19 protein-coding genes are annotated in these 24,092 nt (G+C 70.2%); 7 read left to right on the top strand and 12 right to left on the bottom strand.

The window, feature by feature from the left end:
• Positions 1–26 precede the first annotated feature (26 nt).
• The 6 genes from whiA to uvrA all read right to left on the bottom strand — a co-directional run bounded on the left by whiA (position 27) and on the right by uvrA (position 9,622).
• Positions 27–1,016, bottom strand: a complete 990-nt coding sequence (gene whiA, locus ACIBB8_RS02935) for a DNA-binding protein WhiA (protein ID WP_030919772.1) — start codon at positions 1,014–1,016, stop codon at positions 27–29.
• On the bottom strand, positions 1,007–2,044 hold the full coding sequence (gene yvcK / locus ACIBB8_RS02930; RefSeq protein ID WP_398948645.1) for a uridine diphosphate-N-acetylglucosamine-binding protein YvcK: 1,038 nt from the start codon (positions 2,042–2,044) through the stop codon (positions 1,007–1,009). The genes whiA and yvcK overlap by 10 nt, the downstream gene beginning before the upstream one ends.
• Entirely contained in the window at positions 2,041–3,054 is a 1,014-nt protein-coding gene (rapZ, locus tag ACIBB8_RS02925) for an RNase adapter RapZ (protein ID WP_398948643.1), read from the bottom strand. Before rapZ ends, yvcK begins: the two co-directional genes overlap by 4 nt.
• Positions 3,051–5,081: an excinuclease ABC subunit UvrC gene (gene uvrC, locus ACIBB8_RS02920; protein WP_398948641.1), complete on the bottom strand. Its 2,031-nt coding sequence runs from the start codon at positions 5,079–5,081 to the stop codon at positions 3,051–3,053. The genes rapZ and uvrC overlap by 4 nt, the downstream gene beginning before the upstream one ends.
• Before the next feature lie 547 nt (positions 5,082–5,628).
• Entirely contained in the window at positions 5,629–6,057 is a 429-nt protein-coding gene (locus tag ACIBB8_RS02915) for a Rieske (2Fe-2S) protein (protein WP_398948639.1), read from the bottom strand.
• Positions 6,058–6,586: 529 nt separating this feature from the next.
• The gene (uvrA, locus tag ACIBB8_RS02910) at positions 6,587–9,622 is read right to left on the bottom strand and encodes an excinuclease ABC subunit UvrA (protein WP_398948638.1); all 3,036 of its coding nucleotides are present in this window, start codon (positions 9,620–9,622) and stop codon (positions 6,587–6,589) included.
• A gap of 177 nt (positions 9,623–9,799) precedes the next feature.
• Between uvrA and ACIBB8_RS02905 the strand changes: the two genes are divergently transcribed.
• Together ACIBB8_RS02905 and ACIBB8_RS02900 are read left to right on the top strand one after the other, a co-directional pair.
• Positions 9,800–10,489 carry a maleylpyruvate isomerase family mycothiol-dependent enzyme gene (locus ACIBB8_RS02905; RefSeq protein ID WP_398948636.1) on the top strand — a complete coding sequence of 230 codons (690 nt, stop codon included), beginning with the start codon at positions 9,800–9,802 and terminating at the stop codon, positions 10,487–10,489.
• Between the two features lie 10 nt (positions 10,490–10,499).
• On the top strand, positions 10,500–11,156 hold the full coding sequence (locus tag ACIBB8_RS02900) for an MBL fold metallo-hydrolase (RefSeq protein ID WP_398948634.1): 657 nt from the start codon (positions 10,500–10,502) through the stop codon (positions 11,154–11,156).
• A 47-nt stretch (positions 11,157–11,203) separates the two neighbouring features.
• Here the strand turns inward: ACIBB8_RS02900 and ACIBB8_RS02895 are convergent, their stop codons facing one another.
• From ACIBB8_RS02895 to ACIBB8_RS02875, 5 genes are all read right to left on the bottom strand, one after another.
• Positions 11,204–12,196, bottom strand: a complete 993-nt coding sequence (locus tag ACIBB8_RS02895; RefSeq protein WP_398948633.1) for a TerC family protein — start codon at positions 12,194–12,196, stop codon at positions 11,204–11,206.
• Between the two features lie 246 nt (positions 12,197–12,442).
• Positions 12,443–14,434: a TerD family protein gene (locus ACIBB8_RS02890; protein WP_398948630.1), complete on the bottom strand. Its 1,992-nt coding sequence runs from the start codon at positions 14,432–14,434 to the stop codon at positions 12,443–12,445.
• 152 nt (positions 14,435–14,586) lie between these two features.
• Positions 14,587–15,165 (bottom strand): TerD family protein, encoded by a 579-nt coding sequence (locus tag ACIBB8_RS02885; RefSeq protein ID WP_030919738.1) that lies wholly within the window; start codon positions 15,163–15,165, stop codon positions 14,587–14,589.
• 129 nt (positions 15,166–15,294) lie between these two features.
• Positions 15,295–17,424: an excinuclease ABC subunit UvrB gene (gene uvrB, locus ACIBB8_RS02880; protein WP_398948629.1), complete on the bottom strand. Its 2,130-nt coding sequence runs from the start codon at positions 17,422–17,424 to the stop codon at positions 15,295–15,297.
• A gap of 39 nt (positions 17,425–17,463) precedes the next feature.
• Positions 17,464–18,351, bottom strand: coding sequence for an MHYT domain-containing protein (locus ACIBB8_RS02875; protein WP_398948627.1), 888 nt, complete (start codon positions 18,349–18,351; stop codon positions 17,464–17,466).
• Positions 18,352–18,565: 214 nt separating this feature from the next.
• On the opposite strand from ACIBB8_RS02875, the gene ACIBB8_RS02870 reads away from it, so the two are divergent.
• The 3 genes from ACIBB8_RS02870 to ACIBB8_RS02860 all read left to right on the top strand — a co-directional run bounded on the left by ACIBB8_RS02870 (position 18,566) and on the right by ACIBB8_RS02860 (position 21,529).
• A complete protein-coding gene (locus tag ACIBB8_RS02870) occupies positions 18,566–19,510 on the top strand; it encodes a glycerophosphodiester phosphodiesterase (RefSeq protein ID WP_398948626.1) in 945 nt (314 codons plus the stop codon).
• A gap of 57 nt (positions 19,511–19,567) precedes the next feature.
• Complete coding sequence (locus ACIBB8_RS02865) at positions 19,568–20,137, top strand: methylated-DNA--[protein]-cysteine S-methyltransferase (protein ID WP_398948624.1); 570 nt, start codon at positions 19,568–19,570, stop codon at positions 20,135–20,137.
• A 195-nt stretch (positions 20,138–20,332) separates the two neighbouring features.
• On the top strand, positions 20,333–21,529 hold the full coding sequence (locus ACIBB8_RS02860; RefSeq protein WP_398948622.1) for an MFS transporter: 1,197 nt from the start codon (positions 20,333–20,335) through the stop codon (positions 21,527–21,529).
• 87 nt (positions 21,530–21,616) lie between these two features.
• Here ACIBB8_RS02860 and ACIBB8_RS02855 read toward each other — a convergent pair whose 3' ends face one another.
• Positions 21,617–21,979 (bottom strand): cupin domain-containing protein, encoded by a 363-nt coding sequence (locus tag ACIBB8_RS02855; protein ID WP_398948621.1) that lies wholly within the window; start codon positions 21,977–21,979, stop codon positions 21,617–21,619.
• 239 nt (positions 21,980–22,218) lie between these two features.
• Between ACIBB8_RS02855 and ACIBB8_RS02850 the strand changes: the two genes are divergently transcribed.
• Positions 22,219–23,199: a pseudouridine-5'-phosphate glycosidase gene (locus tag ACIBB8_RS02850; protein WP_398948620.1), complete on the top strand. Its 981-nt coding sequence runs from the start codon at positions 22,219–22,221 to the stop codon at positions 23,197–23,199.
• Positions 23,196–24,092, top strand: a complete 897-nt coding sequence (locus ACIBB8_RS02845; protein WP_398948619.1) for a carbohydrate kinase family protein — start codon at positions 23,196–23,198, stop codon at positions 24,090–24,092. Before ACIBB8_RS02850 ends, ACIBB8_RS02845 begins: the two co-directional genes overlap by 4 nt.

The following is a 24,092-nucleotide window of genomic DNA, read 5'->3' as shown; positions in this document are numbered from 1 at the left end:
CGGCCAGTTGACCTGGACCGTCACATTCAGCCCACCAGGCCGTCGGCGAGCTCTTCACTGAGGGTGGATTCCGTCCCCGGGATACCGAGGTCCTGGGCCCGCTTGTCGGCCATGGCCAGCAGCCGGCGGATCCGGCCGGCGACCGCGTCCTTCGTCAGTGGCGGGTCGGCGAGCGCGCCCAGTTCCTCCAGAGATGCCTGCTTGTGCTCCATGCGCAGCCGTCCGGCCGCCGCAAGGTGCTCGGGCACCTCTTCGCCCAGGATCTCCAGGGCGCGCCCCACGCGGGCACCCGCGGCCACCGCGGCCCGCGCGGAGCGGCGCAGGTTGGCATCGTCGAAGTTGGCCAGCCGGTTGGCCGTGGCGCGGACCTCGCGGCGCATCCGCCGCTCCTCCCAGGCCAGCACCGACTCATGGGCGCCGAGCCGGGTGAGCAGCGCACCGATCGCGTCGCCGTCGCGGACGACGACCCGGTCGACGCCACGCACCTCGCGTGCCTTCGCCGCGATGGAGAGCCTGCGGGCCGCGCCGACCAGCGCGAGCGCCGCCTCCGGGCCCGGGCAGGTCACCTCCAGCGAGGAGGAGCGGCCCGGCTCGGTGAGCGAGCCGTGGGCCAGGAAAGCCCCGCGCCAGGCGGCCTCGGCATCGCAGGTGGCCCCCGAGACCACCTGCGGGGGCAGACCGCGGATCGGGCGGCCGCGGCCGTCCACCAGGCCGGTCTGGCGGGCCAGCTGGTCGCCGCCCGCCACCACCCGTACGACATAGCGGGAGCCGCGCCGCAGACCGCCGGGGGCCATCACGATCAGCTCCGAGCTGTGCCCGAAGATCTCGAGAATGTCCCGCTTCAGCCGGCGTGCCGCCATAGCGGTGTCCAGCTCCGCCTCGATCACAATCCGGCCACTTACCAGGTGCAGCCCGCCCGCGAACCGAAGAATCGCCGAAACCTCTGCCTTCCTGCAGCAGGTCCGGGTCACGGGAAGCCGAGAGATTTCGTCCTTCACCGCTGGCGTCATCGCCATGGGCCGATCCTTCCATGCATCCGAAAAATACGGTCGTACGCGGCGGCCAACAGCTCCGGATCATGGATCGGAATGCCGTCGGGTGAGGCCACCGGCGCCAGCTCGACCGCGGCACCGAGCCGCTTGGCGGCTTCGGCAAGGGACTCGCGATCGGGCACGGCGGCTTCGTCGGCCAGCACCACGTCCAGGGCGAGTTTAGGGGCGTGTCGTCCCAAAACCTCCAAATGACGCTGCGGAGAGAAGCCATCAGTTTCACCGGGCTGCGGTGCGAGGTTGAGCGAGAGGACCTTGCGGGCCTTCGTCACGACGAGCGCGTCGAGCAGTTCCGGTACAAGCAGATGCGGGATCACCGAGGAGAACCACGACCCCGGGCCGAGCACCACCCAGTCCGCGTCCAGGACCGCCTCGACCGCCTCCGGGACGGCCGGCGGGTCGTTCGGGACGAGGTGCACGGACTGCACCTCGCCGGGGGTGAGCGCCACCGTCGCCTGGCCGCGCACCGTGTCCACGTCGTCCGGCCGGGCCGGGTCGTGGCCCCGTACGAGCGCCTGGAGCTCCAGCGGCACGGCGGACATGGGCAGCACCCGGCCGTGCGCGCCGAGGAGCTTGCCGACCAGGTCCAGCGCCTGCACATGGTCGCCGAGCTGCTCCCACAGGGCGACGATCAGCAGATTGCCGACCGCGTGCTCGTGCAGATCGCCCTTGGACTGGAAGCGGTGCTGGATGACCTGGGCCCAGGTCTGGCCCCAGTCGTCGTCGCCGCAGAGCGCGGCGAGCGCCTTCCGGAGGTCGCCGGGCGGCAGGACGCCGAGCTCCTCGCGGAGCCGGCCGCTGGAGCCGCCGTCGTCGGCGACGGTGACCACGGCGGTGAGATCACCGGTGATCCGGCGCAGCGCCGCGAGCGAAGCGGACAGGCCCATGCCGCCACCGAGGGCGACGACCTTGGGTTGCTGTCCGCCCCGCTTGCGGGCGGACAGCACAGAGGTGGCCCTGCGCAGCCGTCGCAGGCGCAGATTACGACTGGTCACTCGCGCCCCATGTCCCGGTGGACGAGGACGGTCTCGATGCCTTCGGTGGCAAGCCGCGCGGCGAGCTTCTCCGACATCGCGACGGAGCGGTGCTTGCCCCCCGTGCAGCCGACGGCGATCGTCACATAGCGCTTGCCCTCACGGCGGTAGCCCGCGGCGACGAGCTGCAGCAGCTCGGTGTACTGGTTGAGAAACTCCTTGGCGCCCGGCTGGTCGAAGACGTACGCCGACACCTCCTCGTTGAGCCCGGTGAACGGGCGCAGCTCCGGAACCCAGTGCGGATTGGGCAGGAAACGGCAGTCCACCACCAGGTCGGCGTCAACCGGCAGGCCGTATTTGAAACCGAACGACATCACCGTGGCGCGCAGCTCCGGCTCCTCGTCACCGGCGAACTGGGCGTCCATCTTGGCGCGCAGTTCGTGCACGTTGAGGCTGGAGGTGTCGATCACCAGGTCGGCGTCGCCGCGCAGCTCGCGCAGCAGGTCGCGCTCGGCCGCGATGCCGTCGACGATGCGGCCGTCACCCTGGAGGGGGTGCGGGCGGCGGACCGATTCGAAGCGGCGGACCAGCGCGTCGTCGGAGGACTCCAGGAAGACGATCCGCCGGGTGACGTGCTTGGCCTCGAGGTCGGCGAGGGATTCCCGGAGGTTGTCGAAGAAGCGGCGGCCACGCACATCGACGACGACGGCGATCCGGGCCACATTGCCCTGCGACCGGGCACCCAGCTCCACCATGGTGGGGATCAGCGCGGGCGGCAGGTTGTCGACGACGAACCAGCCGAGGTCCTCCAGACATTTGGCTGCGGTGGACCGCCCGGCGCCCGACATACCGGAGATGATCACCAGCTCGGGGATGGCCGCAGTGGCATCGCCCATCTCGATCGTGGTGCCCGTACTCACGTGTCCTGCTCCGTCTGCTCGGTCTGTGCTGTCGTGCGCGCGCTCTTGCTCGTGCCGCTGCTCGTGCTGGTTCTGCTGATTGTGCTCTTGTTTCTGCTCGTGCTCAGTCATGTTGCGCTGCCCCCGTCGTCCTCTTCAATGATCTCTCCTGTCGCCGTGTTCACGGCAGGCGCGGCCGGGGCGGCCGAGGCGAGGGCGACAGCCACTGATGCCGCCGTCCTGCGGCCTATTCCCGGAACCTCGCAGATCTCGTCGATTGTCGCGTGCTTCAGCTTCTTCACAGAGCCGAAATGCTTGATCAACGCCTGCTTCCTGGTCTCGCCGAGTCCGGCGACCGCATCGAGAGGGCTGGAGCGGATGCGCTTGGCCCGCTTGGCGCGCTGGTAGGTGATGGCGAAGCGGTGGGCCTCGTCGCGGACGCGCTGCAGGAGGTAGAGGCCCTCGCTGGAGCGGGGCAGGACCACGGGGTCGTCGTCGTCGGGCAGCCAGACCTCTTCGAGACGCTTGGCGAGGCCGCAGACGGCGATGTCGTCGATCCCCAGCTCGTCGAGGGCCCGCTTGGCCGCGGCGACCTGCGGCTGGCCGCCGTCGACCACCACGAGCTGCGGAGGGTAGGCGAACCGCTTGGGGCGGCCGTCGTCCTCGCGGGACTCGTTCTCGAAGGGGCCGGACCCGGAGGCCTCCGGGTCCGGGACGGCTCCGGAGGGGGCAGGGATCTCCTCCCACTCCCCCGTCCGTTCCTTCTCCTGCAGGTACCGCTTGAAGCGGCGGCCGATCACCTCGTGCATCGAGCGGACGTCGTCCTGGCCCTCGAAGCCCTTGATCTGGAAGCGGCGGTACTCGCTCTTGCGGGCCAGACCGTCCTCGAAGACGACCATGGAGGCGACCACGTCGTCGCCCTGGAGATGGGAGATGTCGAAGCACTCGATGCGCAGCGGGGCCGTATCGAGGCCGAGCGCCTCGGTGATCTCCTCCAGGGCGCGGGAGCGGGTCGTCAGATCGGAGGCGCGCTTGGTCTTGTGCAGCCCCAGGGCCTGCTGGGCGTTGCGCTGGACCGTCACCATCAGGTCCTTCTTGTCGCCGCGCTGCGGGATGCGCAGGCTGACCTGGGAGCCCCGGCGGTCGGCGAGCCACTGGGAGACCGCTTCCGGGTCCTCCGGTAGGGCCGGGACGAGGACCTCCTTGGGGACGGAGTCACCCGTCTCCTCCCCGTACAGCTGCTGCAGGGCGTGCTCGACCAGGTTCGAGGTGTCGACCGCCTCGACCTTGTCGGTGACCCAGCCGCGCTGGCCGCGCACCCGGCCGCCGCGGACATGGAAGATCTGCACGGCGGCCTCCAGCTCGTCCTCGGCGAGAGCGATCAGGTCGGCGTCGGTGGCGTCGGCGAGGACGACGGCGCTCTTCTCCATGGCCCGCTTGAGGGCCTCCACGTCGTCGCGGAGCCGGGCCGCCCGCTCGTACTCCATCTCCTCGGCTGCCGCCATCATGTCCTTCTCCAGGCGGCGGATGTACGTGCCCGTGCGGCCGACCATGAAGTCGCAGAAATCGTCCGCGAGTTCGCGGTGTTCCTCGGGGGTGACCCGACCGACGCAGGGCGCCGAGCACTTGCCGATGTAGCCGAGGAGGCAGGGGCGGCCGGTCCGTGCGGCGTTCCTGAAGACACCTGCGGAGCACGTGCGCACGGGAAAGACCCGGAGCATCAGGTCGACGGTCTCGCGGATCGCCCAAGCGTGCCCGTACGGACCGAAGTAGCGCACGCCCTTCTTCTTGGCACCGCGCATGACCTGCACGCGCGGGAACTCCTCGTTGAGCGTGACCGCGAGGTACGGATAGCTCTTGTCGTCCCGGTACTTGACGTTGAACCGGGGGTCGTACTCCTTGATCCAGGAGTACTCCAGCTGGAGCGCCTCGACCTCGGTGGCGACGACGGTCCACTCGACGGAGGCGGCCGTGGTGACCATCGTGCGCGTACGAGGGTGGAGACTGGCCAGGTCCTGGAAGTAGTTGGCCAGGCGCTGGCGCAGGCTCTTCGCCTTCCCGACGTAGATCACCCGGCGGTGCTCGTCGCGGAATCTGTAGACCCCCGGGGAGTCGGGGATCTGTCCCGGCTTGGGGCGGTAGCTGGAGGGGTCTGCCATGACTCCCACCCTACTTGCGGGCAGTGACAGTGCGGTGACGTCCGGGGTGATGCCGTGCTCCGGGCCCGGGTTGAGGGAGTGCGCCCCGGAGCACGGGGGCAGCGGGCACCCGGGACGGTGGTGGTGCCGATGGCCGGCCTGTGGCGGCGGCTGCGCGGCGCGCCCCCGCCGCCACAGGACCAGCACGGCGAGGACGCCCGTGCCGCCGGGGAGCTTACGGGCTCCCCTGGTGGCTTACGGCCTGGTGCACGATAGAGAGTGGATCAGCGAGCGGCGTCATGCGGCTTCGAATCCAAGGCGGAGGAGGGAGGCGACGCGAAGGGGGTCCCCCCATGCCTCAGGGCTATGGGGGAGTCGTCGACTGACGACAACGCCGGAGGCGGAGTCGCATGACGCCGGGAGCCCGCTGGCTATCGTGCACCAGGCCGTTACTGCGCCCCCTCGTCGCCGGTGGCGATGTTCACCACCTGCCCGGGCGCCGGACGTCTCCGCCTCGGGGAGGTCCGGAGGGACGCCTCGGGAGTGACCCGGCCCAGGGCGTCGGGCGTCAGGCGTCGGGACCGGCGATCAACTTTCCGCCCTCGACCCTGACCGGGACGGAGGGCAGCGGCACGGTCGCCGGACCGCGCACCGCCTTGCCGGTGGTCGTGTCGAAGCGGCTGCCGTGGCAGGGGCAGTTCCCCTCGTTGTCCTCGACCTTGTCCAGCAGGCAGCCCGCGTGAGTGCACTGGGCGCTGAACGCCTTGAACTCGCCCTTGGCCGGGCAGCTGACGACGACCCGCTGCTCGCGGTAGAGCTTGGACCCGCCGACCGGCACCTCGTGCGGGTAGCCGAGCTCGACGGGGGCGGTGGGGGTCGGTGTCTGGGCGTGCCCGAGCTTCGATTCGGTCGAACAGGCGGCCACTCCCAGCCCGGCGACACCGGCGAGAGCGGCACCCTTGAGCACGGTACGGCGGGCGGCGGGCTGGCCGGACATGCGGACTCCACGGGGTGAGAGGGGCGGGACGAGGAGGGGGCGTCGGAGTGACACCGGGTGCGCCAGGGGTACCAGAAGGCACCCGGGGCACCACCGGCATCAGTGACGGAACCGACGATACCGGCGGAGACGGGTGGCCCTGCGGCCGGGCCGGTCGTAGACGGTCATGCCTGGTCAGGACCGGTCGCGACCACGCCTGAGAGCCTGTCGGGTGACCTTCGCCCGGAGAGCAGACGCACCACGCCGTGGCCGCCCGATCAGAGGTCGCCCGACAGGCTCTGAGCAGGCATGACCGACCCACAACAGCCGGTGCGGGCCGCAGTGGTGGTGGGCCGGGCCACCCGCGCCGCGCGGCAGCAGTCGGCCAGGCGGTGGAAGACCGTCGCCTGTTGTGGCCGCCCGCGCCCGGCCGTGACCGGACGGCAGCCGAGCGTGGCCCGATGCGGCCGGTTGTGGCCGGTTGTGGCCGCCCGCAAGGTGACGGCTGCCTGCCCGTCGGCCGGGAGCCGTCACCTCGACGCGCCGCGGGTCAGGCCTTGCGCGCGCGGGTCGTCTTCTTCGCCACAGCCGTCTTGGCCGGCTTGGCCGCCGCGCTCCCGCCGGCATCCGTCTTGGCCGTCGCCGTCTTCCGCGCAGGGGACGACTTCGCGGCCACCGTCTTCTTCGCGGCCGTCCTCCGCACCGGCTTCCGCGCTGCGGGCACCGCCGCCTCGCTCACCCGGTCCGCGTCCAGGATGCCCTGGAGGAACTTGCCCGTGTGGCTCGCCGGGACCGTCGCGACCAGCTCCGGCGTGCCCTCGGCGACCACCAGGCCACCGCCGCTGCCGCCCTCGGGACCCATGTCGATGACCCAGTCCGCGGTCTTGATGACATCGAGGTTGTGCTCGATGACGATCACCGAGTTGCCCTTGTCGACCAGTCCGGACAGCACCTTGATGAGCTTGCTGATGTCCTCGAAGTGCAGTCCGGTGGTCGGCTCGTCCAGGACGTAGACCGTGCGGCCGGTGGAGCGCTTCTGGAGCTCGCTCGCGAGCTTCACGCGCTGCGCCTCACCGCCGGAGAGCGTCGGCGCGGACTGGCCGAGCCTGACGTATCCGAGGCCCACGTCGTGGAGCGTACGGAGATGGCGGGCGATCGTCGGGACGGCCTCGAAGAACTCCAGGCCCTCCTCGATCGGCATGTCCAGCACCTCGGCGATCGACTTGCCCTTGTAGTGGACCTCCAGCGTCTCCCGGTTGTACCGCGCCCCGTGGCAGACCTCGCACGGGACGTACACGTCCGGCAGGAAGTTCATCTCGATCTTGATCGTGCCGTCGCCGGAGCAGTTCTCGCAGCGGCCGCCCTTGACGTTGAAGGAGAAGCGGCCCGGCAGATAGCCGCGTACCTTCGCCTCCATCGTCTCGGCGAACAGCTTGCGGACATGGTCGAAGACGCCGGTGTACGTCGCCGGGTTGGACCGGGGCGTACGGCCGATGGGCGACTGGTCGACGTGTACCACCTTGTCGACCAGGTCGTCGCCGTCGACCCGGGTGTGCCGCCCGGGGACTGACTTGGCGCCGTTCAGCTCGCGCGCCAGGTGGGTGTAGAGGATGTCGTTGACCAGGGTCGACTTCCCCGACCCCGACACTCCGGTGACGGCCGTGAGCACCCCGAGCGGGAAGGAGACGTCGATGTCCTGGAGGTTGTTCTCCCGGGCTCCGTGCACCGTGAGCCTGCGCGTCGGATCGACCGGACGCCGGATGTCGGGCATCGCGATGGCCTTCTTGCCGACCAGATACTGGCCGGTGATCGACTCGTCGTTGCCGAGCAGCTCCTTGAGCGAGCCGGAGTGGACCACCTTGCCGCCGTGCTCACCGGCGCCGGGGCCGATGTCGACGACCCAGTCGGCGACCTTGATGGTGTCTTCGTCGTGCTCGACGACGATGAGCGTGTTGCCCATGTCACGGAGCCGGACCAGCGTCTCGATCAGCCGGTGGTTGTCGCGCTGGTGCAGGCCGATGGACGGCTCGTCCAGCACGTACAGCACGCCGACGAGTCCGGAGCCGATCTGGGTGGCGAGCCGGATGCGCTGCGCCTCGCCGCCGGACAGAGTGCCTGCCGCGCGGTTCAGCGAGAGATAGTCGAGGCCGACGTCGACGAGGAACTTCAGCCGCTCGTTGACCTCCTTGAGCACCCGCTCGGCGATCTTCTTGTCGCGGGCGTTCAGCTTCATCCGGCCGAGGAATTCGGCGCACTCGCTGATGGACATCGCGGCGACCTCGGCGATGGACTTCTCCATCACCGTGACCGCGAGGACGATCGGCTTCAGCCTGGTGCCCTCACAGGTCGGGCAGGGCACCTCGCGCATATAACCCTCGAAGCGCTCCCTGCTGGAGTCGCTCTCGGCGTCGGAGTGCCGCCGCTTGACGAACTGCACCGCGCCCTCGAAGGCCGGGGTGGTGTACGCGCGCTCACGCCCGTACCGGTTGCGGTAGCGGACCTCGGTCTGGATCTTGTGGCCGAAGAGCAGGGCCTTCCTGGCTCGCTGAGGCAGCCCCGCCCACGGAATGTCCGTACGGAATCCGAGGGCCGCGGCGAGCGCGTCGATCTGCCGCCCGAAGTAGTCCTTGGTATGTCCGTGCGACCAGGGGTGGATCGCGCCCTCGTCGAGGGACTTCTCCTCGTCGGGGACGATCAGCTCCGGGTCGACCTCCATCCGCATGCCGATGCCCGTGCAGTCGGGACAGGCGCCGAAGGGGGAGTTGAAGGAGAAGGAGCGCGGCTCCAGCTCTTCGAAGGAGAGGTCGTCGTACGGGCAGTAGAGGTGTTCGGAATACATCCGCTCACGCTCCGGGTCGTCCTCGGGGAGGTCGACGAAGTCGAGCACGACCATGCCGCCGGAGAGCCCGAGCGCGGTCTCGACCGAGTCGGTCAGCCGGCGCTTGGCGCTGTCCTTGACCGTGAGACGGTCGATGACCACCTCGATGGTGTGCTTCTCCTGCTTCTTCAGCGCGGGCGGCTCGGAGAGGTGGATGGTCTCGCCGTCGACCCGGGCCCTGCTGTAGCCCTTGGTCTGCAGATCTGCGAAGAGGTCGACGAACTCGCCCTTGCGCTCGCGCACCAGCGGCGACAGCACCTGGAAGCGGCTGCCCTCGGGCAGACCGAGCACCTTGTCGACGATGGCCTGCGGCGACTGGCGGGAGATGGGGCGAGAGCACTCGGGGCAGTGCGGCTTGCCGATCCGGGCGAAGAGCAGCCGGAGGTAGTCGTACACCTCGGTGATCGTGCCGACCGTCGAGCGCGGGTTGCGTGAGGTCGACTTCTGGTCGATGGAGACGGCGGGCGACAGGCCCTCGATGAAATCGACGTCCGGCTTGTCCATCTGGCCGAGGAACTGCCGGGCGTACGAGGAAAGCGACTCCACGTACCGGCGCTGGCCCTCGGCGAAGATCGTGTCGAACGCGAGAGACGACTTGCCCGACCCGGAGAGCCCGGTGAAGACGATGAGGGAGTCGCGGGGAAGGTCGAGCGAGACGTTCTTGAGGTTGTGCTCGCGAGCGCCACGGACGATGAGACGGTCGGTCACGCCGGTCCGCACCTTTCTAGAGAGAAATGGGGGAACTGAGCCCCTGTCCCAGGGTATGGGGGGCGCCACAGCGGTGTACGAAGCTTTTTCGACTCCGAGCGTATAGCACGCGCATTCGATTTATGGGCGGTCGGCGACTCCTTCACCCGAACGAGTGCCGAGGCTAGGCTCGGCCGCATGATTGATCACGCGCATGACCTGGCAGCCGTACGTGAAGCGACGGACCGACTGCTCGGCGCGACGGTGAAACTGGACGACGTCACCGCCGTCGAACCGTCACGGCTGCCCGGCTGGAGCCGGGGCCATGTCCTTGCACACCTTTCCCGTAACGCCGACGCGCTCGTAAACGTTCTCCAGGGCCGTCCCATGTACGCAGACAGCGAAACCCGCGACCGGGACATCGAGCGCGACGCATCCCGGCCTCTCACCGAACAGCTGGCCGACCTGCGCGAGAGCGCGGCCCGCTTCCTGGCCGCCGCCGCCGAGCCGGCCGACTGGTCCCGCACCATCACGATGCGCAACGGCGTCACCGACTCCGCCTCCCGGGTCCCCTTCCGTCGCTGGATCGAGATCGAGCTGCACCATGTCGACCTGGGGATCGGCTACGAGCTCGAGGACCTTCCGGACGAATTCGTGACCCGCGAGATCGACTTCCTCGCGGAGCGATTCGGCCGTCACCCGGAGGTCGTCTCCACGGGTCTGGCCGACGACGACGGCCGGTTCTGGACCACGGGTGGCAGCGCCGAGGGCCCGGCCGTCGCGGTCCGCGGCCCGGCGCCGGAGCTGCTCGGCTGGCTCGCCGGGCGCCGCGACGGCTCGGTGCTGGAGGTCGACGGCGGCCCTCTCCCCGTACTGCCGCCGCTATAGGCTGAGACGTATGACGTACAGCGGAACGGTCAAGGTCGGCGGACCTGCGGATGTACACGAGTTGACGGACCTGATGATCTCCAAGGTCGCCGTCGGCCCGATGAACAACAACGCGTATCTGCTGCGCTGCCGGGCCACCGGCGAGCAGCTCCTGATCGACGCGGCCGCCGAGGCCCCCACCCTGCTGCGGCTGATCGGTGACGACTCGATCACGTCCGTCGTCACCACCCATCGGCACGGCGACCACTGGCAGGCGCTGGGCGAGGTGGTGGCGGCCACCGGTGCGCGTACCTATGCGGGGCGGTACGACGCCGAGGGCATCCCGGTCCCGACCGACGTACTGGTCGACGACGACGACACGATCCAGGTGGGGCAGGTCACGCTGACCGCGCGCCATCTGGTCGGTCACACCCCTGGCTCCATCGCGCTGGTCTACGACGACCCGCACGGCGCCCCGCACCTGTTCACCGGGGACTGCCTCTTCCCCGGCGGGGTCGGCAATACCCACAAGGACCCCGAGGCGTTCGCGAGCCTGCTCCACGACGTGGAGACCAAGCTCTTCGGCGTGCTGCCCGACGAGACCTGGGTCTATCCGGGCCACGGCCACGACACGACGCTCGGCGACGAGCGTCCGCAGCTGCCCGAGTGGCGCGCCCGCGGCTGGTGACATGAGAGTGCGGGTGAGCGGTCGCACCGCCCACCCGCACCGCCGCATCAGGCCTCGATGCGGGAACTCTTCTCCGTCTCGCGGCCGGCCTCGGCGGCGGCCTGCCTCTTGTTGGCGCGGAGGCTGGTGATCGTGGTGATCACCAGCACGCCGCAGATGACGCCGAGGGAGACCGGGATCGAGATCTCGGGGACATGCACCCCGGACTCGTGCAGGGCGTGCAGCACCAGCTTGACGCCGATGAAGCCGAGGATGACCGAGAGCCCGTAGCTGAGGTGGACCAGCTTCTTCAGCAGACCGCCGATGAGGAAGTACAGCTGCCGCAGCCCCATCAGGGCGAAGGCGTTGGCGGTGAAGACGATGTACGGGGCCTGGGTCAGCCCGAAGATCGCGGGGATGGAGTCCAGCGCGAACAGCACATCGGTGGTGCCGATGGCGAGCATGACGACCATCAACGGAGTCAGGACGCGCTTGCCGTTGATCCTGATGAAGAGCTTGGTGCCGTGATACCTGTCTGCGACACCGAAGCGGCGTTCGATCGACTTGAGGAGGCGGTTCTCCTCGAACTCGTCCTCCTCCTCACCGGCCCGCGCCTCCTGGATGAGCTTCCAGGCGGTGTAGATCAGGAACGCGCCGAAGATGTAGAAGACCCACGAGAAGTTGGCGATGACCGCGGCGCCCGCGGCGATGAAGATCGCTCGCAGAACCAGCGCGATCAGCACGCCGACCAGCAGCACGCGCTGCTGGAGATGGGACGGCACCGAGAACTTCGCCATGATCAGGACGAAGACGAAGAGGTTGTCCACGCTGAGCGACTTCTCGGTGATGAATCCGGCGAAGAACTCGCCCGATGCCTGGCTCTCGCCGAACACGAGCAGGCCGAGTCCGAAGAGCACGGCCAGCGCGATCCAGAAGATCGTCCAGATTCCGGCTTCCTTCGTCGTCACGTCATGAGGCTTGCGCCCGATGAAGAAGTCGACGGCGATAAGGGCTGACAGACCAAGAATGGTCAGCACCCAGAGGGTCCATGAAACGTCCACTGCGCCTCCGGCAGTTCGCTACGGCTACTGATCAGCGTCGTCGCTGCCGGAGGTCTCCTCCACCCGGGTGCACGGAGTGCGCATCACGGGCCGACGCCCCGGGACCGGTCACGGTCCGTACTGACGGGCACGTCGCGTATGGGAGTACTCCCCTCCGTTCGAAGAACTGTACAGGGAGTACCAAGAAAAGGTAAAGATCAGGGAAAAGATCTTCCAAGAGTGCAGGTCAGAGATAGTTCGATGGGTTCAAGACCGCCCGCTACGACGGGCGGCGGCCACCTGGGCGAGCACGTTCTGCAGGACCTGGCTACCGGGCGGGGTCCTCAGCGGCTCGTACGTCCAGGCGTGGCCGACCCAGGGATCGGCCAGATGGTCGTCGGCGACCGGGGTGATCCGCAGCAGGGAGCGCCAGAGCGGGTCGAGCACCGGCCCGTACGCGCTCGCGTCCTCCCGGTCCGCGACCATCAGCAGGTGGACACCGACCGAGGGGCCCTCGTCCGCGAGGTAGCGCAGCTGGGTGACGGCCCGGTCGTCGAAGCCGTGCGGGAAGTCGTTGACGATCAACAACTGCTCGGCGGTGTCCAGGTCCGGCGGGAGAGCATCGGAGGCGCCGGCCCGGATCGCCATCTGCACGAGGTCGACGCGCCGGGTGAGGTGGGCGAGGACCGAGGCCACTCCCCCGGCACCGGCGGCGGGGGGCGCGGCAAGCACCCCGGACTCGACCAGGGGCGCGAGCGCCGCTGTGGCCGAGCCCGCGGGGTCGATGACATGGACGGAGAACTCGCCCTCCGGGTAGACGGCGAGCAGCCGGGCCGCGTGCGCGACGGCGTTCTCCATGGCGAGGCGGCAAAGCTGGTCCGGACCGGTCAGGGCCGCCGCCTCGGAGGCCGTACGCCCGCTGTCGACCCAGATTCCGCGCTCCAGCGGCAGCCGTACGAGCAGCGGGATGCGCAGGTCGGCGCTCTCGGGCAGATGGAGGTCGCCGATCCGCAGGGCCATGGGGATCTCCATCGGGACGCGGTAGGCGTGCCAGACGGGGTTGTCCCAGCCCGCGTACGCGGCGGGGAGTGCGGGTTCGACGACGGCGGACTCGGCTGCGAGCTGGGCAAGATCGCGGTCGAGCGCCTCGCGGGCCCGGTCGGTGAGCTGGTCGCGCCTGGCGCGGGCCTCCTCGCGGGCCCGGCCGCCCGCACCTCCGATCCGGTTGCGCGGGTCGGACAGGGCCCGGTCCAGCTCCTGTTCCATGCGGGACTCAGCGAAGTCGACGGCGCTGCGGTACGCGGCGGTGGTGCGGGCCAGGTCCTCGAACATGCCCCAGACCTGGTTGTAGAGGCGCTCCTCCATGGACCAGCCGGTCGCGTCCCCGGCAACGGGCTGAGCGGGCCGGCCGGGTTCGGCGGGCGGTGCGGTGGGCGGGGGCGGCGGGGGCGCCGCGGACTGGCGGCGCGGGTGCGCGTAGTTGATGGGGCCGCTGGTGGCGGGACGCGGGGCGGGCCCCGCGGTGGGGACCGCCCCGCCTGCCGGCCGGGGCTGTGCGGGGTCGGGCAGCGGGGTGTCTGCCGGGGCCGGGTCGCCGATCGGTGCGGCGGGAGATGTCGCGGGCGCCTGCTGGCCGGAGGCCGTGCCGGCGTGGCGGACCCGGTCGCCTTCCGGGGTGCGGGGCGGGGGCGGCGCCACCGAGCGGGCCATGCCCCGGGCGACCGCCTCATGGACCGACCGGGCCAGCTCCTGCGCACCGGACACCCCCTGGTCGGCGAGCATCGCGGCGAGACCGCCCGCATAGCCCTGGCCGACCGCGCGGACCTTCCAGGCGCCCTGGCGGCGGTAGAGCTCCAGGGCGGCGACCGCGGACTCGCTGTCGAGGCCGGTGAGGGTGAAGGTGGCGATCTCGGTGCCTTCGAGGCCCGTGACAGCGACGAAGGGGGCGGCGACCGCGCCGAACCTGACCGGGCCGCCGACGCCCATGGGCAACGCCAGCAGCACGGTGACGCGGTGCACCGAGGCGGGCAGGGCGTCGAGGTCGACGGCGAGCCGGTGCCCGGCCGCGGCCTGCTTGGACACTTCGAGTCCGGGCAGCTGGGGCGAGCCCGGGTGGGCGATCCACTCGACGCCGTGCACCGTGCCCTGCTCGTCGCCGAGCGTGGCACCGGCCACGACAGGCGTACCGGCCGATACCCGGATCTCCAGACGGGTCTGGGGCAAGGTGTGGTTCTGCCCCCGGACCAGCTCGGCCGTCATTGCCCTGTCCCCTCGACGAGTTGATGCTGCGTGGCGCGGTGCGCTGTCTGCCGGCGTGATGCCGTGGTGCGGTGCCATGCAGGGGCAGCTCCCGGCGGCGTCGCCTCCGGGAGCTGCCCCTGCCGATACGGACCCGAGCGGTCCGGCTGTGCCTACAGGTGCGGCAGGATCGCCGGCATCAGGTCCTGGAAGGTGCGGCCGTTGGCCGGGTTGCCGAGGGCGGTCATCTGCCATCCGGCGCCCACGCGGTGCACCTTGGCCATGATCTGGGCGGTGTACTGGCCGCCGCCGTCCAGCGTGTAGCGGGCGAGTTCCTGGCCGTTGGTCTCGTCAACGATGCGGCAGAAGGCGTTCTGCACCTCCTGGAACGTCTGGCCGGTGAAGGAGTTCACCGTGAAGACGATCTGGTCGATGTGGACCGGCACCCGCTGCAGGTCGACGAGGATCGCCTCGTCGTCGCCACCGGAACCGGCGCCGCCGACCAGGTTGTCGCCGGTGTGCTTCACCGAGCCGTCGTCGCTGACGAGGTGACGGAAGAAGACCACGTCGACCGGCTGCTTGTCGGCGAACAGCACGGCCGAGGCGTCCAGGTCGATCTCCCGTGTGCGCGACCCGAACAGACCGCGGCGTGGCGCCGCCTGCCAGCCGAGCCCCATCCGTACCGCGGTCAGGGTCCCCCCGTCGCTCTTCTGCAGGCTGATGGCCTGACCCTTGGTCATGTTGACCGTCACGCGCTGTCCCCTCTCCGCTCCCCCCGCACCCGTCCGTGCGGCTGTCCAGCACACTACGCAGTCACGCCGAAGACGCAGCAGCTTCCGGGCGTTTTTGTGTCGGTCTTGCAACACACCGGCTGCGATAGGTCAGGCGAGGCCCGCCTCCCGCATCTGGCGCAGCTCCTTCTTCAACTCGCCCACTTCGTCGCGCAGTCGGGCGGCCACCTCGAACTGCAGGTCCGCGGCGGCTGCCCGCATCCGGTCGGTCATCTCCTCGATGATCCCGGCGAGCTCGGCCGCGGGCCGGTCCGTGACCACCGCGCCGGCCTTCTTGGCTCCGGCCGCCTTTCCCGCCTTGCCCGCCTTGCCGCTGAGCGCGGGAACGGGCGCCTTGGCGGCCTTCCCCTGGCGGTAGCCGGTGCCGAGCAGCTCCTCGGTGTCGATCTCCTCGCGGGTGATCGTCGCGACGATGTCGTTGATCTTCTTTCGCAGCGGCTGCGGATCGATCCCGCGCTCGGTGTTGTACGCGATCTGCTTCTCCCGGCGCCGGTTGGTCTCGTCGATGGCCTTCTCCATCGCCGGGGTGATCTTGTCCGCGTACATATGGACCTGGCCGGACACATTGCGGGCCGCGCGGCCGATGGTCTGGATGAGGGATGTCCCGGAGCGCAGGAAGCCCTCCTTGTCGGCGTCGAGGATGGCCACCAGGGACACCTCGGGCAGGTCGAGACCCTCGCGGAGCAGGTTGATGCCGACCAGGACGTCGTATTCCCCGGACCGCAGTTCGCGGAGCAGTTCGACGCGGCGGAGCGTGTCGACGTCGCTGTGGAGATAACGGACCTGGATGCCCAGCTCCAGGAAGTAGTCCGTGAGGTCCTCGGCCATTTTCTTGGTGAGGGTGGTGACCAGGACCCGCTCGTCCTTCTCGGTGCGCTTGCGGATCTCGTGCACCAGGTCGTCGATCTGTCCCTCGGTGGGCTTGACGACGACCTCCGGGTCGACGAGGCCGGTGGGGCGGATGATCTGCTCCACGAACCCGTCGCCGCGGGACAGCTCGTACTTGCCCGGGGTGGCGGAGAGATAGACGGTCTGACCGATCCGCTCCGTGAACTCCTCCCACCTCAGGGGGCGGTTGTCGAGGGCGGACGGCAGCCGGAAGCCGTGGTCGACGAGGCTGCGCTTGCGGGAGGCGTCGCCCTCGTACATCGCGCCGATCTGCGGCACGGTGACATGCGACTCGTCGATGACGAGCAGGAAGTCCTCGGGGAAGTAGTCGAGGAGGGTGTTGGGGGCGGTGCCGGGCTCGCGGCCGTCCATGTGCATCGAGTAGTTCTCGATGCCCGAGCAGGTGCCGATCTGGCGCATCATCTCGATGTCGTACGTGGTGCGCATCCGCAGCCGCTGGGCCTCCAGCAGCTTGCCCTGCTTCTCCAGCTCGTCGAGGCGCTCCTGCAGCTCCTGCTCGATGCCGTTGACCGCCTTCTCCATGCGCTCCGGGCCCGCCACGTAGTGGCTGGCGGGGAAGACGTAGAGCTCGCGGTCCTCGCTGATCACCTCGCCGGTGAGCGGATGGAGGGTGGACAGCGCCTCGATCTCGTCGCCGAACATCTCGATGCGGACGGCGAGCTCCTCGTAGACCGGGAAGATCTCGATGGTGTCGCCGCGCACCCGGAAGGTGCCACGGGTGAACGCGACGTCGTTGCGCGTGTACTGGATCTCGACGAAGCGGCGCAGCAGCTGGTCGCGGTCGATCTCCTCCCCCACCGTGAGCGGGACCATGCGGTCCACGTACTCCTGCGGCGTACCGAGGCCGTAGATGCAGGAGACCGAGGCGACCACGACGACGTCGCGGCGGGTGAGCAGCGAGTTCGTGGCGGAGTGGCGCAGTCGCTCGACCTCGTCGTTGATCGACGAGTCCTTCTCGATGTAGGTGTCCGACTGCGGGATGTACGCCTCGGGCTGGTAGTAGTCGTAGTACGAGACGAAGTACTCGACGGCGTTGTTGGGGAGCAGCTCGCGGAACTCGTTGGCCAGCTGGGCGGCGAGGGTCTTGTTCGGCGCCATCACCAGGGTGGGGCGCTGCAACTTCTCGATCATCCAGGCGGTGGTCGCCGACTTACCGGTGCCGGTCGCGCCGAGCAGCACGACATCCTTCTCACCTGCCCGGATACGCCGCTCCAGGTCGGCGATGGCAGTGGGCTGGTCACCGCTGGGCTGGTAGGGACTGACGACCTCGAAAGGCGCCACCGAACGTTCGATCTTCGAAACGGGCCGCATGCAACCACGGTACGACCCCCCACTGACAACCGGGCCCGGTCACCAGTCCGGGGGCGGCGGGGAGTCCCGGTGCTGCGACTGGAACGACGCCGGGTCGGCGTGGGTACCGAAGCGCGGGACCTGGCGCTGAGCGGGGATGCCGGGGGGCCGGCCGGCACCGAATCCGTTCCGGGGGTCGTCCCAGTCCGGGGAACCCATCACCACCAGGGGATCGAATATGACGACCACCGCGGCAAGCAGGAGGAAGCAGGCCGGGCCGATCATCAGCGGGATCAGAGCCGGGATCGGCCCGCTGCCGGTCACGGAATCCGCGACGGCCGCGGGGTGCAGATGGACGCTGAGCGCGGCCATGCCCGTGTAGTGCATCCCGCTCACGGCCACGCCCATCACCACGCTGGCGCCGAGGCTGGGCAGGAAGCCGTGGATGGAGACGGCCGACCACAGTGCGGTCGTGGAGGCGATCACGGCGATCACGACGGAGAGCGAAACGGTGAGCGTGTCGTACTCGAGCGTTCCCTGGAGGCACATGCCGGCCATGCCGAGATAGTGCATGGTGGCCACGCCGAGTCCGGTGATGGTGCCGCCGGTGACCAGGGCCATGGGGGTGGCGCCGCGGTAGCCGACGATGAAGATGCCGATACCGACCATGACGATCGCGATGGCCAGGCTGGCGAACGTGATCGGGGTGTCGTAGCCGATCGTGGTGTCCTCGACGCTGAAGCCCATCATCGCGATAAAGTGCATCGTCCATATGCCGGAGCCGATTGAAGTGGCCCCGAGGGCGAGCCAGCCGGCCTTGAAGGAACGCTCGGTGCGCAGCGACCGCGTCGTACAGCGCAGCCCGAGGGCCGCCCCGAGGCACGCCATGAGGAACGCCGCAATGGGCGTCACCACTCCATAGCTGAAACCGTCGATTGTGCCCTGCATGCTCGTACGCCCTTCGAGGAGGCCCGGGTTCGGGGTGACCCTAAGGCGCACGTCCCGGCAAACAGACAGAAGTGCTGCATTTTATCGGCCCGGAAACCGGCCCGTGACTCCGTCCTGCCTGCCGCGTTCACGTGATGGCCACCCTTCGCCCGCCCCTCGTCCGGTGGCGGCTGCCACGCTGGGCCCGTCCGTCACTCTGCCGCAAGGAGTACACGTGCACGCACGTACCGCAACCGTCTTCCTCACTGCCGCCGCCCTGCTGGGCGTCGGCGCGCTGCTGTTTCCCACCCTCCGTTCACCGGCCACGGACACCGGCTCGGCCACGGGAACGGAGACAGTGACCAGCATCCGGACGGTCGGTGCGCGGGCCACCGGGGCGCCTGCCGCGGCCCCGGTCGTCTTCGCCCACCGCGGCGCCTCGGCGTACGCGCCGGAGAACACCCTGGCCGCCGTCGACAGGGCCGACCGCCTCGGCTTCGACTGGGTGGAGAACGACGTCCAGCTCACCAGGGACGGAGTGCCGGTCGTCATCCACGACACCGATCTGAAGCGGACCACCGACGTCGAGGACGTCTTCCCGGACCGTGCGCCGTGGGCGGTCAAGGACTTCACGGCCGCGGAGATCGCCCGGCTCGACGCGGGCAGCTGGTTCGGTGCGCGGTACACCGGGACCCGGGTCCCCACGCTCACGCAGTACCTGGACCGGATCGGGCGCAACCGGCAGAAGCTGCTGCTGGAGATCAAGAGCCCGGAGCTCTATCCGGGCATCGAGAAGGAGACCCTGCGGGTACTGCGCCGGGCGGGGTGGCTCGACCGCGATCACGTCAGGAGCCGACTCGTGATCCAGAGCTTCGCCGCAGGCAGTCTGAAGAAGATCCATCAGCAGCGTCCGGACGTCACCACCGCCTTCCTCGGCACCCCTGCGATCGCCGATCTGACGTCGTACGCGGCGTTCACCGACCAGATCAACCCGTCGTACACGTCGATCGGCGCCGACTACGTCGCCGCTGTGCACACGCTGAAGGGCGTGCACGGCAAGAAGCTCAGGATCAACACCTGGACGGTCAACAATGCGGCGACCGCCGCGAAGGTGGACCGCCTCGGCGTGGACGGGATCATCACCAACACCCCTGATGTGGTGCGCAAGGCGACCGGCTGACGACCGGAGGGAGCATCCCGCCCCCCGTTGTCAGTGGCCGGCCGTACGGTGGACTCCATGAACAGCAACGGGGGTGCCGGCGGAGGCGATGCCGGCGGCAAGGTCGAGTGGGCCGTCGTCGGGAGCGACATCGGGCCGCTGCTGCTTGCCGCGACCGACGCGGGGCTGGTGAGCGTGGTCTTCCACGCCGGGCCCGCCGTGCGGGACAGGGCAGTCGGGCAGTTGCGCACGCGTCTCGGGACGGAGCCGGTGGAGGCGCCCGGTTCCGGGCGCCTCGCCGAGCCGATACGCCAGCTCGCGGAGTACTTCGCCGGCTCGTTGCGGAAGTTCTCGCTCGACCTGGACTGGTCGCTGACCACGGGTTTCAACCGCCAGGTGCTCCGCGAGCTGGCGACGGGTGTGCCGTACGGAACAGTCGTCGGGTACGGGGACCTCGCCGAGCGGGCTGGGCAGCCGGGCGCGGCGCAGGCGGTCGGGGCGGCCATGGGGTCCAACCCGCTGCCCGTGGTGGTGCCCTGCCACCGGGTGGTGGAAAGCGACGGCGGACTCGGCGGGTTCGGCGGCGGTCTGGAGACCAAGCGGCAACTGCTGGCGCTGGAAGGGGTTCTGCCACAGCCGCTGTTCTGACCCCGTGTGCCCCGTCCGGCATGGAACCCATTTTCGTACCCACGGGCGAGCTGGCACACTCCGTCAGTGACCAACACCCTCGATGCACCTGACTCACCCAACGAACCCACCGGACCCGGAGAACCAGGCGGGCCCACAGCGGCCGCACCCGTCACCGCAGCAGAGCTGCCCGCTCTTCGGCGCAGGACGTCCGCGGTGCTGATCGCCTCTCAGATCCTCGGCGGCCTCGGTGTGCCCATCGGTATCGCCCTGGCCCCCGTGCTGGCAACACAGGTGAGCGGCTCCGAGGCGCTGTCCGGTCTCGCGCCGACCGCGTCGGTGACCGGCACGGCGCTGCTGTCGTTGCCGCTGGCCGCACTGATGACCTCGCGGGGCCGACGCCCCGGCCTCGTTCTCGCGTATCTGATCGGCGCGCTGGGCGCGGGGCTGGTGGTCGTGGCCTCCGTCGTGGGCAGCTTCCCGTTGCTGCTGCTCGGCATGGCCGGGTTCGGTGCCGGTTCGTCGGCCAATCTGCAGGCGCGGTTCGCCGCCGCCGACCTGGCCGAGCCGGACCGTCGCGGTCGGGCGATCTCCACCGTCATCTGGGCCACCACGATCGGTTCGGTCCTCGGCCCCAACATTGCGGCTCCGGCGGGCCGGGTCTTCCGGTCCACGCCCATACCCGAGACGGCCGGACCGTTCCTCTGGGCTGCCGGGATCTTCCTGATCGCCGCGGTGGTGGTCGCGGTGCTGCTACGGCCCGATCCGCTGCTCACCGCGCGTGCGCTGGCCCCGCAGGACAGCCCGTCCGAGGGCGGCCGTTCGCTGCGGTCGGGCATCGCGGCGGTGCGGGCCTCGCCGATGGCCCGGCTGGCGCTGGTGACGGTGGCCGGATCGCACACAGCGATGGTGTCGATCATGGTGATGACCCCGGTCGATCTGGGCCACCACGGCGCGGACCTGCAGCTGATCGGCCTGGTCATCAGCGGCCACATCGCGGGCATGTACGCGTTCTCACCGGTGATGGGCTGGCTCTCCGACCGCTTCGGACGGCTCGCCGTGATCGGTCTGGCCGTCGGGCTGCTGTCCTGCGCCGCGCTACTGGCCGGCACCGCCGGTCCCAGTCATGGCCAGACGGCCGCCGGTCTGTTCGTGCTCGGGCTCGGCTGGTCGGCGGGCCTGGTGGCCGGTTCGGCGCTCCTCACCGACTCCGTGCCGCAGCCCGCCCGCGCCGCCGTGCAGGGCCTGTCGGACCTGACCATGAACGCGGCGGCGGGCATCGGCGGTGCGGTCGCCGGGGTGGTCGTCTCCCAGGCGGGTTACGGCTGGCTGAACGCGGCCGGCGCCTGCCTGCTGCTGCCGATAGCGGCACTGGCGCTGCGCCGGGCGCTGTCCCGGCCCGCCACCACCTGACCGGGCCGCGGGACCGGAACGTGACCGGACCGCGCGAACCGGGAGCGGCGCCGGACCGCAAGCGCCCGCCGGGCAGGCGCCGGGTACTCAGAGGCTGATGTGGTACGCCTTGCGCAGCGTCTCATGCACGGTCCACGTCGTACGGTCGCCCTCGCGCAGGACGCAGGCGTCACCCGGGCCGATCTCCAGCGTCTCGCCGTCCTCGACCACGACGGTCGCGCGCCCGCTGACGACCACGAACAGCTCGTTGGCCTCGGTGTCGGTGACCACGCCCGGCGTGATCTGCCAGATGCCCCGCAACTGCTTGCCGTCCGGCGACTCCCAGAGCACCTTGCCGGTCACCACGGGCTCGCCCGAGACGATCTGAGCGGGGTCGAGCGGTTCCGGTTCGAGGTCGGCGTCCGGGATGTGCACAGCGAAGGAAGCGGGAATTTGATCAATTGTGGTCATGGTCGGTCACCCTAGCGACCGCGTCGGGACATCGTGCCACCAGGACCGGCTGGAGGAAGCCCGGCCCGTCGTTCTCGTGCGGGTGCGCGGTCCGGTTGCCGCGATGGCGTCGGTGTGGTGCTCGTGGCGCGGACGACGGCGTCGGGCGACGCGTCGCGGAAGGGAAGAGCCCACAGTCGGCGGCTGTTCGGCTCCCGGGACACGTTTGAGGCCGGACCGCCCGCGACAGGGATGTGGACATGTCACCCAACACGCCGCAGCGCCCCCACCCGTACGAACCGACCCTCTCCACCGAGGTACGGAAAGCTCTCGCCGCGCACCGCCCCGTCGTGGCACTGGAGTCGACGATCATCGCGCACGGTCTGCCGCGACCCCGGAATCTACGGGTCGCGGAAGAGCTGGAAGAGCTCGTACGGTCCGCGGGGGCCGTCCCCGCGACCATCGCCGTACTGGACGGCAGGGCCCATGTCGGCCTGGACGCGTCCGAGTTGGAGCGGGTCGCCGGAGATCCGACGATGCGGAAGCTAGGGCACCGGGACCTCGCGCCGGCGCTGGCGACGGGAGCGAGCGGGGCGACGACCGTGTCCGCGACGGCGTTCCTCGCGGCCCGCGCGGGGCTGCGCGTCTTCGCAACGGGCGGCCTCGGCGGTGTGCACCGGGGGTGGGCCGAGACCCAGGACGAGTCCGCGGATCTCCGGCTGCTCGCACGGACCGACATCACCGTGGTGTGCGCGGGCGTGAAGTCGATCCTGGACGTCCCCGCGACGCTGCAGCGCCTGGAGACACTCGGGGTCGGAGTGCTCGGCTACCGCACGGAGCACTTCCCCGGCTTCTATCTCAGCAGCTCGGGGGAGCCGGTGGACTGGACGGTGCGCACGCCCGAGGAGGTCGCGGAAGTGATGCGGGCCGGGGACACGCTCGGCGGTCCCCCCGCGGCGCTGATCGTCGCCAACCCCGTACCGCAGAAGGACCAGCTGGATCCCGCGCTGCATGACCGCGTACTGGCGGAGGCGCTGGACGCGTGCCGGGAGCACGGCATCGTGGGCCAGGCCGTCACGCCCTTCCTGCTCGGCCATCTGATGCGGCAGACCGAAGGGGCGTCGCTGGAGGCCAACGTGGCGGCGGTGCGCGGAAACGTATCGCTTGCGGCGCGGATCGCCGTCGCCTGGGCCACGATCCACGAGGGACCGCTGGAGCGGGACCCGGCAGGATCCCAGTGACCGGCGGCGGCCTTCTCGTCGTCGGGGACGTGGTCACGGATGTGGTGGCCCGGCATGTCTCGCCACTCGTCCATGGCACGGACACGGTGGCCCGGATCAGCACGCTGCCGGGCGGGGCCGGCGCCAATGCCGCCTGCTGGGCGGCGCGTTCGGGCTGCCGGAACGTACGACTGGTGGCGCGGGTGGGCGCGGACTCCGCGGCCTGGCACGAGGATGCGCTGCGGCGGGCGGGGGTGCGTCCTCTGCTGGTGGTGGACGACGGGGCGCCGACCGCCACGGTCGTCGCACTCGTCGACTCCGCGACCGAACGTACCTTCCTCACCGACAGCGGCGCCGTGCTGCGCCTCTCCCCCGCCGACTGGTCGCCGTCGCTGCTCGACGGCATCGCACATCTGCATCTCTCCGGCTATCTCCTCTTCGCCGCGACGAGCCGCGCGACGGCCCTGCTCGCCCTGCGGGAGGCCCGGCGGCGGCACATCCCGGCGAGCGTGGATCCAGCCTCCGCGGGCTTCCTCGCCGAACTCGGCGCCGACACCTTCCTGACGGCCGTGGAGGGAGCGGAGCTGCTGCTGCCGAACGCGGACGAGGCCCGGCTGCTCACCGGACTCCCCGAACCGGCTGACGCCGCCGCCAAGTTGAGCCTGATGTTCCCTCAGGTCGTCGTCACCCTGGGCGAGGAGGGCGCCCTGCTCGCCGCGGGTGGCACGGTGACCGGACACGTTCCGGCCGTTCCGGTGCGCGCAGCGGTGGACTCCACCGGGGCGGGCGACGCGTTCACCGGAGGGTTCCTCGCGGCGCGGCTGGCGGGGGCGGACGAGGCCACGGCCGCGGCGGCGGGCTGCCGGTCGGGGGCCGAGGCGGTCGCAACGGTCGGCGGCCGGCCCGGTGGGTGA

It is taken from the genome of Streptomyces sp. NPDC051286, assembly GCF_044455345.1.
In the GTDB taxonomy this organism is placed as follows: domain Bacteria; phylum Actinomycetota; class Actinomycetes; order Streptomycetales; family Streptomycetaceae; genus Streptomyces.
The sequence above is the reverse complement of the archived record's forward strand: the minus strand, read 5'-3'. Positions and strand labels throughout refer to the sequence as shown.